The 18,025-nt window shown below is 62.1% G+C and carries 13 protein-coding genes; 6 read left to right on the forward strand and 7 right to left on the reverse strand.

What is annotated here, in order from left to right; translation table 11 throughout:
* Positions 1-4: 4 nt before the first annotated feature.
* From cmk to gyrA, 6 genes are all read right to left on the reverse strand, one after another.
* Positions 5-706, reverse strand: coding sequence for a (d)CMP kinase (gene cmk, locus MU846_RS13425; RefSeq protein WP_246953585.1), 702 nt, complete (start codon positions 704-706; stop codon positions 5-7).
* Positions 706-2,982, reverse strand: a complete 2,277-nt coding sequence (locus MU846_RS13430) for a bifunctional prephenate dehydrogenase/3-phosphoshikimate 1-carboxyvinyltransferase (RefSeq protein WP_246953587.1) — start codon at positions 2,980-2,982, stop codon at positions 706-708. The genes cmk and MU846_RS13430 overlap by 1 nt, the downstream gene beginning before the upstream one ends.
* A gap of 3 nt (positions 2,983-2,985) precedes the next feature.
* Positions 2,986-4,086 carry a histidinol-phosphate transaminase gene (hisC, locus tag MU846_RS13435; RefSeq protein ID WP_246953589.1) on the reverse strand — a complete coding sequence of 367 codons (1,101 nt, stop codon included), beginning with the start codon at positions 4,084-4,086 and terminating at the stop codon, positions 2,986-2,988.
* A 306-nt stretch (positions 4,087-4,392) separates the two neighbouring features.
* On the reverse strand, positions 4,393-5,478 hold the full coding sequence (gene pheA / locus MU846_RS13440; RefSeq protein WP_246953591.1) for a prephenate dehydratase: 1,086 nt from the start codon (positions 5,476-5,478) through the stop codon (positions 4,393-4,395).
* Complete coding sequence (gene serC, locus MU846_RS13445) at positions 5,471-6,550, reverse strand: 3-phosphoserine/phosphohydroxythreonine transaminase (RefSeq protein WP_246953642.1); 1,080 nt, start codon at positions 6,548-6,550, stop codon at positions 5,471-5,473. Before serC ends, pheA begins: the two co-directional genes overlap by 8 nt.
* 70 nt (positions 6,551-6,620) lie before the next feature.
* Positions 6,621-9,467 carry a DNA gyrase subunit A gene (gyrA, locus tag MU846_RS13450; protein WP_246953592.1) on the reverse strand — a complete coding sequence of 949 codons (2,847 nt, stop codon included), beginning with the start codon at positions 9,465-9,467 and terminating at the stop codon, positions 6,621-6,623.
* A 318-nt stretch (positions 9,468-9,785) separates the two neighbouring features.
* On the opposite strand from gyrA, the gene MU846_RS13455 reads away from it, so the two are divergent.
* The 5 genes from MU846_RS13455 to MU846_RS13475 all read left to right on the forward strand — a co-directional run bounded on the left by MU846_RS13455 (position 9,786) and on the right by MU846_RS13475 (position 14,696).
* The gene (locus MU846_RS13455; protein WP_246953594.1) at positions 9,786-11,111 is read left to right on the forward strand and encodes a TRZ/ATZ family hydrolase; all 1,326 of its coding nucleotides are present in this window, start codon (positions 9,786-9,788) and stop codon (positions 11,109-11,111) included.
* Positions 11,104-11,838: a bifunctional 2-polyprenyl-6-hydroxyphenol methylase/3-demethylubiquinol 3-O-methyltransferase UbiG gene (gene ubiG, locus MU846_RS13460; protein WP_246953596.1), complete on the forward strand. Its 735-nt coding sequence runs from the start codon at positions 11,104-11,106 to the stop codon at positions 11,836-11,838. The genes MU846_RS13455 and ubiG overlap by 8 nt, the downstream gene beginning before the upstream one ends.
* Positions 11,838-12,512 carry an HAD-IA family hydrolase gene (locus MU846_RS13465; protein ID WP_246953598.1) on the forward strand — a complete coding sequence of 225 codons (675 nt, stop codon included), beginning with the start codon at positions 11,838-11,840 and terminating at the stop codon, positions 12,510-12,512. Before ubiG ends, MU846_RS13465 begins: the two co-directional genes overlap by 1 nt.
* Positions 12,509-13,300, forward strand: a complete 792-nt coding sequence (locus MU846_RS13470) for a YciK family oxidoreductase (protein ID WP_246953600.1) — start codon at positions 12,509-12,511, stop codon at positions 13,298-13,300. Before MU846_RS13465 ends, MU846_RS13470 begins: the two co-directional genes overlap by 4 nt.
* Before the next feature lie 208 nt (positions 13,301-13,508).
* Positions 13,509-14,696 carry a putative solute-binding protein gene (locus MU846_RS13475; RefSeq protein WP_246953602.1) on the forward strand — a complete coding sequence of 396 codons (1,188 nt, stop codon included), beginning with the start codon at positions 13,509-13,511 and terminating at the stop codon, positions 14,694-14,696.
* Positions 14,697-15,430: 734 nt separating this feature from the next.
* Here MU846_RS13475 and MU846_RS13480 read toward each other — a convergent pair.
* Positions 15,431-16,777, reverse strand: coding sequence for an ABC1 kinase family protein (locus MU846_RS13480; RefSeq protein WP_246953604.1), 1,347 nt, complete (start codon positions 16,775-16,777; stop codon positions 15,431-15,433).
* A gap of 220 nt (positions 16,778-16,997) precedes the next feature.
* Between MU846_RS13480 and MU846_RS13485 the strand changes: the two genes are divergently transcribed.
* Positions 16,998-18,020: a hypothetical protein gene (locus MU846_RS13485; RefSeq protein WP_246953607.1), complete on the forward strand. Its 1,023-nt coding sequence runs from the start codon at positions 16,998-17,000 to the stop codon at positions 18,018-18,020.
* Positions 18,021-18,025: the final 5 nt, after the last annotated feature.

The raw sequence follows: 18,025 nt of genomic DNA on the forward strand, positions 1-18,025 counted from the left end.
GCACTCACGCCCGCGCAACAAGGCTCTGCTGGCGGGCTTCTTCAAGGATCCGGTTGACCACTTCGTCAACACTCATCTGGGTGCTGTCGATGACGATGGCGTCTTCTGCCGGGCGCAAAGGCGCGACGGAGCGCTGCATGTCCCGGTCGTCCCGGGCGCGGATATCCTCGATGAGGGCCGGGAGGTTAGCACTGAATCCCTTGTCCTTCAACTGCTTATAACGCCTGCGTGCGCGCTCTTCCGGGCTGGCGGTGAGGAATATCTTGAGCGGTGCCTGGCGAAACACCACGGTGCCCATATCGCGGCCGTCGGCGACCAGCCCCGGCGCCGTGGCAAAGGCGTGCTGGCGCGCCAGAAGCGCCTCACGAACGCCTTGTAAAACCGCCACTTGCGAGGCCAGCTCACCGACTTTCTCGTCACGAGCGAGACGGCTGACATCTTCGCCTTCCAACAGTGCGCAGCCTTCACCGTCACGGTCGCAGAATTCCACCGGCAGGCCACGGGCCAGCTCGGCCAGCGCCGGTTCGTCATCCAGCGGCACACCGCGCCGCTGGGCGTGCAGCCCCAGCAGGCGATACAGCAGCCCGGAATCCAGCAAATGCCATCCCAGCCGCTGGGCCACCAATCGCGCCACAGTGCCTTTGCCGGAGGACACCGGGCCGTCGATGGTCAGCACCGGCACGGCAGCCGTGTTCGACGCCGGCATCAGCCGCTCACCGTGAGGCCCAGCCCTGCCCCGGCCGCCAGCTCGGCAAAACCGGGGAAGGAGGTGGCCACGTTGGCGCAGTTGTGAATGGTGATCGGCCCGCTGGCACGCAGCGCGGCGATGGCAAAGCTCATGGCAATGCGGTGATCGTCGTGGCTTTCGATCTCGCCCTGAGTGAACGCCGCGCCTTCGGCGATGCCGCGAATGCGGATGCCATCGGGGTAGGTTTCCACTTCTGCGCCCAAGGTAACAAGGCCATCGGCCATGGCCTGGATGCGGTCGGATTCTTTTACGCGCAACTCTTCAGCGCCGTGCAGGATGGTTTCGCCTTCGGCACAAGCAGCGGCAATGAAGATCGCCGGGAATTCGTCGATGGCCAGCGGCACCAGCTCTTGCGGGATGGTGATGCCCTTGAGGGGAGCGCTGCGCACGCGCAGATCGGCCACGGGCTCGCCGCCGCTGTCACGCTCGTTTTCCAGCTGAATATCGGCGCCCATCAGGCGCAGGATATCAATGATGCCGGTGCGGGTGGGGTTGATGCCCACGTGCGGCAGTAGCAGCTCGGAGCCGGGCGCGATGCTGGCGCCGACGAGGAAGAATGCCGCCGAGGAGATATCCGCCGGCACTTCCAGATTGCAGGCAGTAAGGCCGCCACCGCCGGTGATGGTGACCGTGGCACCATCGCGCTGCACGTCATAACCAAAGCCGGCCAGCATGCGCTCGGTGTGATCGCGGGTGGGGGCCGGCTCGGTGACGCTGGTGCGGCCGTGGGCGTAGAGCCCGGCCAGCAACAATGCCGATTTCACCTGGGCAGATGCCACCGGCATGGTGAAATGAATGCCCTCCAATGGTCGGCCGCCACGAATGGACACCGGCGGTGTGCCGTCGCCGGTGGTGCCGATGGCGGCGCCCATTTGGCGCAGCGGCTGCGCCACGCGCTCCATCGGGCGGCTGGTGAGGGACGCATCGCCGGTCAGCTCTGAGGCAAAGCTCTGCCCGGCCAGCAGGCCCATCAGCAACCGCATGGAGGTGCCGGAGTTGCCCATATACAGGGTGCGCGATGGCGCCTTCAGGCCGTGCAGGCCGACGCCGTGCACGCGCACACGCCCGGCGTGCGGGCCTTCGATGACGACACCCATGTCCCGGAACGCTTCCAGTGTGGCCAGTGCATCTTCGCCTTCGAGAAAGCCCTCGATTTCCGTCACGCCCTCGGCCAGCGCGCCGAGCATGATCGAGCGGTGAGAAATGGATTTATCGCCCGCGACGCGGATCTGGCCATTGAGGCGGCCGCCTGGGGTGAGATGGAATACCGGGTTGCGGGCCTGCCCCGCCTGATTGTCAGCCTTCATGAGTTGCTCGTCTGTTGCGCCCTGCGCATGGGTATAGGAAGTCCGGGCGTTCATGGCCAGGAAGCGTGCGCGTGCGGTGTTGGCGCGCGTCATGGTTCCCAGCAGCGCTTCGCTGTCGCCATTTGCCACGGCGGCGCGAAAGCGCGCCAGCCCGGCCGCGAATTCGTCGGCGGCGGCCAGCACCGCGTCCCGGTTCTCGATAAAGATATCGTGCCACATCACCGGATCACTGGAGGCGATGCGGGTGAAATCCCGGAAACCACCGGCCGCGTAGCGGAAAATATCGGTGGAATCGCCCTGGCGGGACAGGGTATCCACCAGCGCGAATGCCAGCAAGTGAGGCAAATGGCTGGTTTCTGCCAGCACCCTGTCGTGCTCGGCCGGGCGCATGTCGAGCACCTCGGCGCCAACGGCCGTCCAGAGCTGCCGCACTTTTGCGGTGGCTGCGGGGTCGGTGGCCTCGGTGGGCGTGAGAATGATGCGATGGCGCTGGTACAGCGCGGCATCGGCGGCCTCTACGCCGCTGCGCTCCTTGCCGGCAATCGGGTGGCCGGGCACGAAGCGGGCGTAATGCACGCCCAGATGCTGGCGGGCGGCCTCGATCACCGGGCCCTTGACGCTGCCGCCATCAGTGATGATGGTGTGGCGGCCCAGCGCGGGCGCGATGGCAGCAAAGGTGTCGGCCATGGCTGACACCGGCACGGCGACAAACACCAGGTCGGCGCCGCGCACGGCCTCGGCCAGATCCTGATAAGCCGCATCGACCAGCCCCATTGCCAGGCCACGCTCCAACGTGCGCGCCGAGCGTGAGCCGGCCACCAGCCGGCCCGCCAGGCCGCCATTACGCAGCGCGGCCGCCAGTGAGCCGCCGATCAGGCCCAGCCCGATGACAGTCACCTGGCCAAACAGGGGCGCGGACTGTGCCATGGTTCAGCCCAGCACCTGTGCCAGGGCTTCCAGGAAGCGCTCGTTCTCTTCCGGCAGGCCGATGGACACCCTCAGGTGATTGGGCATGCCGTAGCCGCCGATCGGCCGCACGATTACGCCTTCGCGCAGCAGCGCTTCATATACCGGCATGGATTCTCGCCCGCAATCAAAGGCAATGAAGTTGCCCACGGAGGGGATGTAATCCAGTTGCAGCTGCTCAAGGCCCTCGGCGACCTGTGCCAGCCCGGTGGCGTTGAGGTCACGGGCATATTCCAGATAGTCGTGGTCATCCAGTGCGGCTTCGGCCGCCACCAACGCCAGGCTGTTGCAATTGAATGGTTGACGCACACGGTTCAGCACTTCGGCAATATCGAGACTGGAGATGGCATAACCGACGCGCAAGCCGGAGAGCCCGTACATTTTCGAGAAGGTGCGCGTGACGATCAGGTTCGGATGCGCCGTCAGGCGGCTGATGCCATCCGGGTAGGCACTCTCTTCCACATACTCGAAATAGGCTTCATCGAGCACCACCAGTACCTGCTTGGGCACGCGCGCCAGAAAGTGATCCAGATCAGCGGCGCTGATCCAGGTGCCGGTCGGGTTGTTGGGGTTGGCGATGAAAACGATGCGAGTGCGCTCGGTGATCGCTTCGGCCATGGCGGGCAGATCGTGGCCGTAATCCCGCGCCGGCACGGCCACCGGCCGCGCCGAACAGGCCAGCGTTACCAACGGATAAACAGCGAAGGCATGCTCGCTGAAAACCACTTCGTCATCCGGCCGCAGCCAGGCGCGAGCGACCAGTTCGAGCAGATCGTTGGAACCGTTGCCGAGGCTGATTTGCGAGGCGCGCACGCCCAGGCGCTCGCCCAGTGCTGCTTTCAGGCGATAACCGGAGCCATCCGGGTAGCGGTGAAGATTCTCCAGCTGGCCGCGAATGGCGGCCAGCGCTCGCGGGCTGGGGCCAAGCGGGCTTTCGTTGCTGGCCAGCTTGACGATATCGGTAATCCCCAGCTCGCGCTCCAGCTCTTCAATCGGTTTGCCGGGCTGATAGGGTTGCAGTTTTTGAACACCAGTATTGGCCAGAGCAATAAAATCGACAGGCATTGCAGTGTGCTCCAGGGGCAGCCGGCGGCTGCGCTTCATCAGTGCTCGCGCCTCGCGGCGCCTTCGGGTGCAAGCGAGGCAACCCTGCCCTCACCCGGCCATGTATAACTATTTTTTGCGGGATATTACCCCGCCGTTTTATCGAAGGCGATGCCTTGCTGTACCCGCCCGCACTCCACCCGCCCTGCCGTGGCCGGGCTGGCACTTTTCAGCGTTGCCTTCAAACGTGGTCTTTGCAGGCGAATGCGGGCGAATCGTCAGCTGCATGGTGCTGTCAACTGCGCGGTGCTGGCAGCTCCGCGATGCTCAAAGCACCGCACGCGGATAGGAGCCCAGCAAGCGAACATCAAGCGCCTCACGCTCCAGTGCGGCCAGCACAGCCTGTACATTTTCGTCATCCCGGTGGCCTTCGAAATCGATGAAGAATACGTAACTCCAGTTGCCACTGCGGGACGGCCGGGATTCGACACGGGTGAGATCCACGCCTGCATCCTTGAAGGGTTTGAGGACATGATAAAGCGCTCCTGGGCGGTTTTTCATGCGCACCAGCAAGCTGGATTTATCTTCCCCGGAGGGAGGCACTTCCTCGTGCCCGATGATGATGAAGCGGGTGGTGTTATCCGGCGTATCCTCGATGTTGCGATGCAGAATCTTCAGATCGTACAGGTCGGCAGCGATATCGCCAGCAATGGCGGCAGCATTCCATTCGTCTTTCAGGCGGCGAGCCGCCTGTGCGTTGGAGCTGACGGCAATGCGCTCTACTCGCGGCATATTGGTATCCAGCCACTTGCGGCACTGGGCCAGCGTCTGCTGGTGAGAGTAGATGCGTGTGATCTTGTCCAGCTGGGTGTGCTCGCTGAGCATCAGGTGATGATGGATGCGCAGATCCACCTCGCCGCAGATTTTCAGCGGTGATTCCATGAAACTGTCGAGGGTGTGATTGATCACGCCTTCGGTGGAATTTTCCACCGGCACCACACCGTAGTGCGCCGCCCCCGAGGCAACCTCGCGAAACACATCATCAATGGCCGCCAGCGAGATGGTTTCAACGGCGTGGCCAAAATGTTTCAGCGCAGCCTGCTGGGTAAAGGTGCCTTCGGGGCCGAGAAACGCCACCTTGAGCCGCTGCTCCAATGCCAGGCAGGCAGACATGATCTCGCGAAACAGCCGCGCAATGGTTTCGGCATCCAGCGGGCCGGTGTTGCGCGCCTTGACCTGCCGCAACACCTGCGCCTCGCGCTCGGGGCGATAAAATACAGCATCGCCATCGGTGGCAATCTTGACATCGGCCACTTTCTGGGCCAGTTCTGCGCGCTTGTTGAGCAACCCTTGGAGCTGCTCATCCAGGCCATCGATCTGTTCGCGTAGTTGTTCCAGGGTCGGTTCAGCCATGACGTTGGGCAAAATCCTTCATGAATGCGATAAGGGCGTCGACTGCTGCTTCCGGCACGGCGTTGTAGATGCTGGCACGCATGCCGCCTACCGAGCGGTGGCCTTTGAGATTGAGCAGCCCGGCAGCATCGGCCTCGGCAAGGAAGCGCTTGTCGAGGCTATCATCTGCCAGCACGAACGGCACGTTCATCCAGCTGCGGCTGATCGGCTCTACCGGGTTGCTGTAAAAGCCGCTGCCATCAATGTAGCCGTAGAGCTTTTCTGCTTTGCGACGGTTGGTCTGCTCCATCGCCACCAGCCCGCCCTGGGCCTTGAGCCACTTGAATACCAGGCCAGCCAGATACCAGGAATAGGTCGGCGGCGTGTTGTACATGGAATCGTTTTCCGCATGGGTGCGGTAATCGAGCATGGTCGGCACACCGGGGCCAGCGCGGCCGAGCAGATCGCGGCGCACGATCACCACGCAGATACCGGCCGGGCCGATATTCTTCTGGGCGCCGGCATAGATCAGGCCGAAGCGGGATACATCCAGCGGCCGGGAAAGGATGCTGGACGAAAAGTCCGCCACCAGCGGCGCACGAGTTTCGGGAATAAAGGAATACTCCACACCGCCGATGGTTTCGTTGGGGGTGTAATGCACGTAGGCGGCGTTGTCACTGAGTTGCCAGCTTGCCTGCGGCGGCACGGTGGTAAAGCGGGTGTCTTCGCTGCTGGCCACCACGTTGACGTCGCCAAAGCGGCGCGCTTCCTTGATCGCTTTTGCCGACCACTGCCCGGTGTTGATGTAATCGGCCACGCCCTGGTTACCCATCAGGTTCATGGGCACCATGGCAAACTGCTGACTGGCACCGCCTTGCAGGAACAGCACGGCGTAATCGTCACCGATACCCAACAGATCGCGCAGATCCTGCTCGGCAGTTTCGGCAATGGCAACGTAATCACTGGAGCGATGGCTCATTTCCATCACTGACAGGCCACGGCCCTGATAATCCAGCATTTCGGCAGCGGCTTGTGCGAGCACTTCTTCCGGCAAGGCGGCCGGGCCGGCACAAAAATTGAAAGCGCGACTCATGGTGTCCTCAGCGGCGGTGCCGCAGCGTGGGTTGGCTTGCCCACCGGCGTTGTGCCGGTGGGCGGTCAGATTACTCTTGTTCTTCGTCAGACGGGCCAGCCTGGCCAGTTTCGCCAGCGGCTTCGTTGCCAGCGCTTTCCATACCGCTATCGCGCTCTGCATTACCAGCCTGCTCGGCACTGTTGTCGATTGCCTCAGTGCCCTCGCCATCTGCTCCGTCGAGCAATTCGTCTTCGTCGTCGTCACCTTCCAGCTCGGGAATGCGCTCCACGCCCACCAGACGCTCGCTTTCGCCGAGGCGAATCAGCATCACCCCCTGAGTGTTGCGACCAAGCTGGCTCACCTCATCCACGCGCGTGCGCACCAGCGTGCCCTGATTGGAAATCAGCATCAGGTCTTCGCCACCGAACACCTGGGTGGCGCCCACCAGCGCGCCGTTGCGCTCGTTCACCACCATGCCGATCACGCCCTGGGTATTACGGCCCTTGGTGGGGAATTCCTCGACGAGGGTGCGCTTGCCAAAGCCGTTTTCCGAGGCGGTCAGCAGCTGGCCGCCTTCCTGGGGCACGATCAACGCAATCATGCTTTCGCCTTCGGCGATTCTCATGCCGCGCACACCGCGAGCGGTACGGCCCATGACACGCACGGTATCCTGGCGGAACCGCGCCACTTTGCCGTCGCTCGCGACCAGCATGATGTCTTCGTCGCCCTGGGTCACGGAAACGTTCACCAGGCTCTGGCCTTCTTGCAGACGTACGGCGATCAGGCCGTTGCTGCGCGGGCGAGCAAACTTGGACAGCTTGGTGCGCTTGACCACGCCAGCCGAGGTGGCCATGAAGATGTAAGGGCCCTGAGCGCCGCCCTCCACCTCGGTATTATCTTGCCCCTCGGCGGTATCGCCTGCCTCAAGCTCTTCAACGCCATCGACGGTGTCCAGCTCGTCATCCGTCTCGTTGTCGTCTTCCGCTTCGGCGGCGCGCTGGCGCACGAATTCCGCATCCAGGCGCAGGATGGCGGTAATGCGTTCGTCCGATTGCAGCGCCGGAATCAGGTTGATAATCGGCCGCCCGCGCGAGCCCCGACCACCCTGTGGGAGCTCGAACACACGCAACCAATACACCTTGCCGATGTTGGTAAAGCACAGCAGCGTATCGTGGGTGCCGGCCACCAGCAGGTGCTCGACGTAATCTTCATCTTTCACTGCCGTGGCAGCCTTGCCGCGCCCGCCGCGCCGCTGGGCACGGTAAGTGTCAATCGGCTGCACCTTGGCATAACCGCCGTGAGAAAGTGTTACGACGACAGTTTCTTCCGCGATCAGGTCTTCCATGGAGAAATCGCTGCGCGAGGTCTGGATTTCGGTGCGGCGCGCATCGCCGTATTCCTCGCGGATTGCTACCAGCTCTTCACGGATCACTTCCAGCAGGCGCTCGGGATCAGCCAGGATGCGACCCAGCTCGATGATGCGATCCAGCAGCTCCTGATAATCGACGACGAGCTTTTCCTGCTCCATGCCGGTGAGCTTTTGCAGGCGCAAATCCAGAATCGCCTGGGCCTGCTCAGGGGACAGCCAGTACTGACCATCCTGCATGCCGTACTGATCTTCGAGCCCGTCCGGACGGCACGCATCGGCGCCACCAGCGCGCTCCAGCATGTTGACTACTTCGCCGGGCGCCCAGCCGCGGGCGATCAGCGCTTCGCGCGCCTCCGCCGCCGATGGCGACTGCTTGATCAGCTCGATGACGGGATCGATATTGGCCAGCGCCACCGCCAGCCCTTCCAGCACATGGCCTTTTTCGCGGGCCTTGCGCAGCTCGTAGACGGTACGGCGGGTCACCACTTCACGGCGGTGGCGGATAAACGCCTCAAGCATTTCCTTGAGGTTGAGCAGCCGGGGCTGGCCGTCCATCAGCGCCACCATGTTGATGCCGAACACGGTTTCCAGCTGGGTTTGTGCGTACAGATTGTTCAGCAGCACGTCGGCGTTCTCGCCACGACGCAGCTCGATCACCACGCGCATGCCGTCCTTGTCGGATTCGTCACGCAGCTCGGTGATGCCTTCGATTTTCTTTTCCTTGACCAGCTCGGCGATCTTCTCGATCAACCGCGCCTTGTTCACCTGATACGGCAGCTCGGTGATGATGATCGCCTGCTTGCCGCTTTTGTCCATCTCTTCGATATCGGCCTTGGCACGCACATAGATGCGGCCACGGCCGGTACGGTACGCCTGCACGATGCCGGCGCGGCCGTTGATGATGCCTGCGGTGGGGAAATCCGGGCCCTGGATATACTCCATCAGATCGTCGATGGTCAGCGTTTCATCGTTGATCAACGCCAGGCAGCCGTCGATGACCTCCACCATATTATGCGGCGGGATGTTGGTGGCCATGCCCACGGCGATGCCCGACGACCCGTTGATCAGCAGGTTCGGTACGCGGGTGGGCAGCACTTCCGGGATTTTTTCGGTGCCGTCGTAGTTGTCGACGTAATCCACCGTCTCTTTATCCAGATCAGCCAGCAGATCGTGGGAGATCTTGGTCATCCGCACTTCGGTATACCGCATGGCGGCCGCCGAATCGCCATCCACGGAACCGAAGTTCCCCTGGCCATCGACCAGCAGATAGCGCAGCGAAAACGGCTGCGCCATCCGGACAATGGTATCGTACACGGCGGAATCACCGTGCGGGTGATATTTACCGATGACGTCACCGACCACACGGGCGGATTTCTTGTAGGGTTTGTTCCAGTCGTTGTTCAGCTCGTGCATGGCGAACAGGACACGCCGGTGCACCGGCTTGAGCCCGTCACGCACGTCAGGCAAGGCCCGGCCAACGATGACGCTCATCGCGTAGTCAAGATAGGACTGCTTGAGTTCGTCCTCGATATTGACCTGCGTTACTTCTCTGGCGAGATCCGTCATGGGGTTCCTTTCTCTACAAGGCATGGCCGGTGGGCGCACACTGAAACCGTGCCGGCCGGCCGCCGATTAAGCTCTCCAGGGCGCCTTGGCCGCCGCAACGGGCAAGCGGGCATCAAGGCGTACCCCACCATGGGGCGAGGGCTGAAAGCCGGCTATAATAGCACACGGCGCTTCGCGCCAGCCACGACCTTGAAACGATCCGCCGGCAGCGGCCCCGCCCCGGCCACTGGTTGCTGCCGGTAGCGTTGCGGGCACACCCGGCAAGCGTTCCAGTGTATTATCGCGCCTGTCCTTGATTCCGTCTGTGCAGGAGAACCCATGCCCCACGCCCCGGCTCACGCCGACCTGATCATCCAGGCCAGCTGGATCGCGCCGGTTGAAGGCCCGGCCCGCCTGCTCGCCGATCACGCCATTGTTGTCAGCGGCGGCCGCATCGCCGACATCCTGCCCGCCGCCGACGCCGAGCGGCGCTGGCGCGCCACGGACACCGTGCGCCTCGATGGCCAGTTGCTGATGCCGGGGCTGGTCAATATTCATACGCACGCGGCGATGAACCTGTTTCGTGGCCTGGCGGATGATCTGCCACTGATGACCTGGCTGGAAGAACATATCTGGCCCGCCGAAGGCCGCTGGGTAAATGAGCAGTTTGTGGCCGACGGCACCCGCCTGGCCGCGGCGGAAATGATTCGCGGCGGCACCACCTGCTTTGCCGACATGTATTTTTTTCCTGATGCCATCGCCCGCGCCGCCCGCGAGGCCGGCTTGCGCGCCACGGTGTTCTGCCCGGTGATGGACGTGCCCACGGCCATGGGCCAGGGGCCGGACGACTATCTGCGCGTGGCCACGCAGGCGGCCGACGACTGGCGCCATGATCCTCTGATCAGCATCGGCTTCGGCCCTCATGCGCCGTATACCGTCTCCGATGGCCCGTTGCAGCGGGTTGTCACGCTGGCGGAAGAGCTTGATGCGCAGATCATGATGCATGTGCACGAAACCGCAGCCGAGGTGCTGATGGCGAAGGATGCCACCGGCGAGCGGCCGCTGGCCCGGCTGGCACGGCTGGGGCTGCTGTCGCCCCGGCTGATCGCCGTGCACATGACCCAGCTTGAAGATGACGAAATCGAGCTGGTGAAAACCACCGGCACGCATATTGCCCACTGCCCGGAATCCAACCTGAAGCTGGCCAGCGGCTTTTGCCCGGTGGAGCGGCTGCGCCTGGCCGGCATCAATATCGGCCTGGGCACCGACAGCGCCGCCAGCAACAATGACCTGGACATGATCGGCGAGCTGCGCACGGCGGCGCTACTGGCCAAGGGCGTGGCCGGCGCCGCTGATGCGCTGCCGGCAGACGCGGCCCTGGCGATGGCCACGCTCAACGGCGCCCGTGCGCTGGGCCTGGATCAGCAAACCGGCTCGCTGGTGCCCGGCAAGCAGGCGGATATCATTGCCATTGACCTCAACCGCCTGGAGACCCGGCCGGTCTTCGATCCGATTGCGCAGGTGGTGTATGCGGCCACACGCGATCAGGTAACTCATAGCTGGGTCGCCGGGCGCTGCCTGATGGCGGATCGCACACTGCAAACCCTCAACGCCGAGCGCATACTGCGTGACACACAGACCTGGCAGGAGATGCTCAATGGCTGATCCCCATACCGACACCCGGCAAGCCCCGCAACGCAACGTCGATCTGCACGAGATCGCCAAATTCGAACAGCTGGCCGACCGCTGGTGGGACCCGTCCTCGGAATTTCGCCCACTGCACGACATCAACCCCCTGCGGCTGAACTATATTGACGAACGCGCCGGCCTGCCCGGCAAGCGCGTGATCGATATCGGCTGCGGCGGCGGCCTGCTGTCGGAAGGTATGGCACGCCGCAGCGCCAACGTGACCGGCATTGATCTGGGCGAGGCGCCATTGGCGGTGGCCCGCCTGCACGCAGCGAAAGACAACATCGAAGTGGAATATCTCAATATCGCCGCCGAAGAAATCGCCGCCGAGCGTGCCGGGCAATATGACGTGGTGACCTGCCTGGAAATGCTGGAACACGTGCCCGACCCGGCGGCAGTAGTGCGCGCCTGTGCCGAGCTGGCCCGCCCCGGCGGCCAGTTGTTTTTTTCCACCATCAATCGCAACCCGAAGGCATTTCTGTTTGCCATTGTCGGCGCGGAATATGTGCTGCGGCTGTTACCTCGCGGCACGCATGAATACGCCAAGCTGATCCGCCCGTCGGAGCTGGCGCAGTGGTGCCGGGACGCCGGGCTTGAGGTGCGCGACACCTGCGGGCTGACCTACAACCCGCTGACCCAGGTTTATCGCCTGAACCGGGATGTGTCGGTGAACTACATGATGCACGCGGTGAAGGTGAGCTGATGCGCCCCGCTGCTGTTTTCTTCGATCTGGACGGCACACTGGTGGACACCGCACCGGATTTCGTGGTGGTGCTCAACCAGCTGTTGCAGGAGGCGGGCCGCCCTGCCCTGAGCGATGCGGCGATCCGCAGCCAGGTCTCCAACGGCGCCCGCGCCCTGGTGACACTGGGCTTTGGCCTGACACCTGAAGATGCGGATTTCGGCACGCATCTCGACCGCCTGCTGGCGTGCTACGAAGCCCGTCTGGCAGTAGACAGTGCACTGTTCCCCGGCATGGACAAGGTGCTGGCCGCTCTGGAGGCCGAGCAGATTCCCTGGGGCATCGTCACCAACAAACCGGAGCGTTTTACCACGCCACTATTGAGCGGGCTGGGCCTGGCCGAACGCTGCGGCCCGGTGATCTGCCCGGATCATGTGCGGCTGCGCAAGCCCGACCCGGAAGGGCTGCTGATCGCCGCACAGCAAGCCGGTGTGGCGCCAGAACAGTGCCTCTATGTGGGCGATCACCTGCGCGATATCGAAGCCGGCCGTGCCGCCGGAATGCGCACCGTGGCCGCTCTGTTCGGCTACCTGGACCCGAATGAAGACCCGCGTGCCTGGCACGCCGACGTTTATATCGAGACCGCGGCGCAATTGCTGCCGCTGATCGCTGCCAACAAGGATTCCCCCGCATGACTGCCATTCATCCCGAGCTGCCGCGCCTGCAAGAGCAGGCGCTTGCCTACAACTGCCCTGCGGGCACCTTTGCGGAGCGCGTGGTGCTCGTGACCGGTGCCGGTGACGGTATCGGCCGGGCGGTCGCGCTGGCGCTGGCGGACGCCGGCGCTACCGTAGTACTGCTGGGCCGTACCCAGAACAAGCTTGAAGAAGTGTATGACGAGATCTTGAAACGCGGCGGCGCCAAGCCGGCCATGGTACCGGTGAATCTTGAGGTGGCCACCCCGGCGCACTTCGAGGAGCTGGCCGGCATGTTCGATAAAGAATTCGGCCGCCTCGATGGCCTGCTGCATAACGCCTCGGTGCTCGGCGACATTACACCACTGGACAATTACGGCTACAGCACCTGGGATAGCGTGATGCAGGTGAACGTGAACGCAGCTTTTTATCTGACGCGGGCCATGCTGCCGCTGCTGCGCAGCGCCAGTGCCGCCTCGGTGCTGTTTACCTCCTCCAGCGTCGGCCGGGTGGGTCGTGCGTTCTGGGGCGCCTATGCGGTCAGCAAGTTTGCCACCGAAGGGCTGATGCAGGTGATGGCCGACGAGCTGGAAAACACCAGCAAGATTCGCGTCAACACCATCAATCCCGGTGGCACACGCACCCGCATGCGCGCCCAGGCTTATCCGGGCGAAGACGCCAATACACTACGCACACCGGAAGATATCGTACCGGCCTATCTCTATCTGCTCGGCCCCGCCAGCGATGGCGTTACCGGGCAAGCCTTCAATGCACAACCGCCGCGCTGACGCCTGAACCGTCGCGCTGGCTCGCGTTACAAAGTGCTGCAAAATGGCACATCCGGTAACAGCACCCCGCAGCCCGGCAGCGCCGCACCACTGCGGCGCCGCACGCCGTCGTGTTGGCTCTCCAGCACCTTTTGCGTGCCATAAAGTCATAGCCCTGCTGCGCGAGGCAGAGTGAACATGAATCGCAATCATGGACGGGATGTGAATCATGAAAAAAACAATATTTGCTGTCTCGATTTTTCTGCTCGGTACGCTTACCGGCCTCACGGCGCTGGCTGAATCAGTCAATATTTCCGAGGAACAGCGGGCGGTGCTGCAACGGCTGGCGCCGGGCGTTGAAATTACGCCGGAGCTGATGGAGCTGATGCGCGAGATCACCCTGAACTCGAACATGACCGTGGATCAGCGCCTGCAGGCTATCGGCCGGCTGTCCGGCATGACCGATTTGCCGGTGGATCAGCGCATGGCGTTCAAGATCTGCATCTGGGATATCGCCGGCCGCGCCGGCCCGGTGTTCGCCATTGCAGAGCAGGAACGCATCCGCATGATGCAATATGGCGTGAATGTGGAAATGATCCCCTTCACCAATGAAGGCGTGATGGCCGATGAGCTCAAGGCGGGCCGCTGCGATGCGGCGCTGATGAGCGGTATGCGGGCGCGGTTGTTCAATACCTTTTCCGGCACTATTGATGCCGTTGGTGCCCTGCCCACTGCGCAGCACATGAAAACGCTGTTGCAGGTGGTGGCCCACCCCAGCAATGCCGGACGGATGGTGCAAGGCGAATACGTGGTGCTAGGTGTATTCCCGGCGGGCGCAGCCTACATCTTTGTAAATGATCGGGAGATCAACACTCTCGGCAAGGCGGCAGGCAAAAAAGTGGCCGTACTGGATTTCGATCCGATGCAGGCCCGCATGATATCTGGTATCGGCGCTACCCCTGTGTCCACCGATATCACCCGTGCGCCCGGTATGTTCAATAACGGTGTGGTGGATGTGCTGGCAGCACCGCTGCTCGCCTATGAGGTGCTGGAGCTTTACAAGGGCCTGGAGCCGAACGGCGGCATTATTGATTACCCGCTGGCGCAGATCAGCATGCAATTGATCGGCCATCGCTCGAAGTTCCCCAACGAAATTGCACAACTGGTGCGTGAAGCGGCGTTCGAGCGCTACGACGACATCATGGAGTTCATCAATAACGAAGAGAGCCGCATCCCCGAAAAATGGATGGTATCTATCCCTGAGGAAGACAAGCAGGAGTACGAAACCATGATGCAAGATGCGCGGATCGAGTTGCGCGAGCTGGGCTATTACCACCCGGAAATGCTGCACCTGCAACTGCGCATTCGTTGCCGCATCGAGCCGGACCGCTCCGAGTGCACCAACCCGCGTGAATAAATCACGCCTCTGATTCAAGTGACAGTAATGCAACATGCAGCCGGCATCGTGCCAGCTGTATATCCGCAGCCCCCTCTCCCCCACCCCCTCTCCCCCACCCCCTCTCCCACGAGGGGAGAGGGGGGCAAAAAGCCGATTCGCTCACCCTCCGGGCCAGCCTGCAGCTGTTCTACGCTTCGCTTTCCCCGCAAGGGAGAAGGTAGCAAAAAGATCGGCTTTTTGGACAACCTATTGATACTTTCCCGGATATCGAAAATCGCTCCACGAAAATCGACGATAAACTTTCTTTAGCCCCTCTCCCCTCGTGGGAGAGGGGTTGGGGAGAGGGGGAGATTATGGCAAGAAAATATATACTCGGCACTTGATCTAGAACGAAGCTGGCTGGATCACGGGATTTTTTTGGCTTTGAAATTTCATGGAAACTTCTACTGAAAGTAAGTGAAAGTAGTGCAACATGTAGCTGGTATCGTGGCAGCAGCACGTCCGCAGCCCCCTCTCCCCAACCCCTTATTCGCTTCGCTCACCCTTCGGGCCAGCCTACGGCTGTTAAGCGCTTCGCTCCCCCACAAGAGAGAAGGTAGCAAAAAGATCGGCTTTTTGGACAACCTATTGATACTTTCTCAGATATCGGAATTAGCTACACGGAAATCGAAGATGAATTTTTTTAATCACCCACTGCTTGCTGCTTATTGCGTTTCTGACGGGCGCCTGTGCGCCCGCTACTTGTCGCCCACTCAGTGCAGCTGATCTATCGGCGCAAACAGATCCACTCTGGTATCGGCAAACATATCCAGCTCCGGCGCCAGTGCCTGTACATAGCGATCAAAATAAAGAAACTGCTTCAGCAGCAGCGCAAACTCCCGTGGAAAGCGGATGCCATGCTGCTCGCCGATACGGATGATATCCAGTAACAGGCGATTGACCTCTCTGTCCTGCCGGCCACCCTGCAACAGCCGGCCGGGATCAAGATTGGCCAGCTTGTCCTGGAAGCGCTCGATATCCCGTGCCAACGCATCGACATCCACCGCCTCGCGGGTCATGCCGACAATCGCCATGGCTTCGGCCACAGCGCGATGGTCGCCACGGCCGATGCCATCCAGAAACTGCGACATGCCTTCCCAGGTTTCCTTGCGCATCCGGCCGACAATGCCGAAATCGATGAAGCCGATGCGGCCATCGGTGAGCAGCATCAGGTTGCCGGCGTGTACATCGGCATGGAAGAAATCGCACAGCATCAAGCTGGAAAACCAGGTATTGAGTGCTGCGATCAGGGTATCGGTGGGGTCGGCCACATGGCGGCGCAGCACATCCAGATCAGTCAGCGGCACACCGTGAAAGCGCTCCATGGTGAGCACGCGGCCGGTGCTCAATTCATGGTAGGGGCGCGGCGCCACGGCGCGGGTATTGTTGGTGGCCTGCAGGAACTCGTTGAACTGATCCAGGTTGCGCGCTTCCTGCCGAAAATCACACTCTTCCAGCATCGAGTATTGCAGCTCCTCGATGACGCCGGAGACGGCCGACCGCGACAGCCCCGGCGTGAGCATTTCCACTACTCGTGCAGCAAAATAAAGGAAGTTGAAATCGGTGAGTAGCACATTGCGCACACCGGGCTTTTGCACCTTGATGACCACTTCTTCACCGGTATGCAGTCGAGCGGCGTGCACCTGGGCGATGGACGCCGACGCCAGCGGCCTGGTATCAACCCAGGCGTAGGCTTTCTCCAGTGGCTGCTCAAGCTCGCTCTCGATCGTCTCGCGAATAAAACGAAACGGCAGTGCCGGTGTGCGATCCAGGCACTGCTGGAACTCTTCTACATAGGCATCGGGGAACAGTGAAGGCGAGCTGGCGATGAACTGCCCCAGCTTTATATAGGTGGTGCCCAGGGATTCGAAAGTCTCGCGCAGCATGACGGGCAGCGGCGGGCGGCGACCGAACAGCCAACCGGCTCCGGTGCGAGTCAGAACGGCAGCTGTTTGCAAGACCCGCAAGCCACCGCGCAGCGTATCTTCGGCCAACCCGCTACCGGCCCGACGACCGGTCGGTCGCTGTGGCTGCGTTTCAAACTCAGTGTTTTTTCTCATTCCCTGCACCATCCTGCGTAAGACCCGCGTATGAAGAGGACAATATCCCCTGCTGTGACCAATGTTATTGCATATTGCCATGTGGCGGCCATGATAGCGCAACATACTCTTTTGTAATGTCGTCCCTGATTTTTGTAATCGGCGCTTGTGCCAATTTTTTCGCTTGGGTAGTGTTGGCTTGCCATCATAATCGGAACAAGAATAATCAGGAGATTACAGTATGAAGTTCCGTTCAAAGGCACGTGGTGCACTCCGCGTTGCCGCTCTGGGCGCCGCCTTGGCCGCCCTTCCGGGATGCGGGATGGTCTACAAGACCACCGGCGATGTACTGATCAGCTACGGTCGGGCAGAAATGGTGCCCTATCTGATGACCTACCAGGACGTCGGTATGGCCTGCGCCACCGGCGAAGCGCTCACTCCCCTGCTACTTTCTTTTGAAGCTGTCGGCTCACACCCCGACAAGCTCGCCACGCTGGTTTATACGGTAGCTGCCACCTGTACCGAGGCGCTGGCGCTCGAAGAAGAGCTGCGCTACATGCGCGCCATCAAGGAAGGCCGTGTCACCGAAGCGCAGGATGCCCGCTCGCGACAAAAAGAGCTGGCTGAAATTTCGGCGCGCCGCCAGTACGAGGCCTACAGCCGCACCGTCGGCGAATTCGGTGAGGCAGACAATGGCAAGTGCCCGCGCCTGCGCAACGATTTCGACGAGATGGTGTGGATGATCGGCCAGGTCAGCGGTGTACAGTCGCTGCTCAATGATGCCACCGCCGATACCACCGTGGGCGTGCCGCGTGATGTGGCAGCCAAGGTCGAGCGTGGCCTGGCATGCCTGGATAACGAAAAATGGTGGGGCGTGCCCCGTGGCGGCCGCGCTGCCCTGTGGAATATCCTGCCGATGCTGAAGCCGGACAATGCCGATGCCTGGGCGGAGCTGGAGCGCGCCACGCGCATCGGCTTCGAGCAAGGCGTGCGGCTGCCCAGCGCGCTGTACGCGATTTCGGCCTATAGCGTGGGCGACGATGACCGGGTGCGCCGTGCAATTCGCGAGTTCGCCAACAATGACACCCATCTGGACCCGAACTACGCCATGATCGATGCCATTGCTCACTCGCTGATCAAAGGCATTTCCGACCGCATGTGGACGGAAGCCACTGGCAAGCGCACGCCGTATGGCGGGCTCGGCACCTTCTGGGACGACACGCGCAGCAGCGGGCCTGCTATCAATATCGACGATCTTCTCTGATGGCC

Source organism: Alcanivorax quisquiliarum (genome assembly GCF_023051175.1).
Taxonomy (GTDB): domain Bacteria; phylum Pseudomonadota; class Gammaproteobacteria; order Pseudomonadales; family Alcanivoracaceae; genus Isoalcanivorax; species Isoalcanivorax quisquiliarum.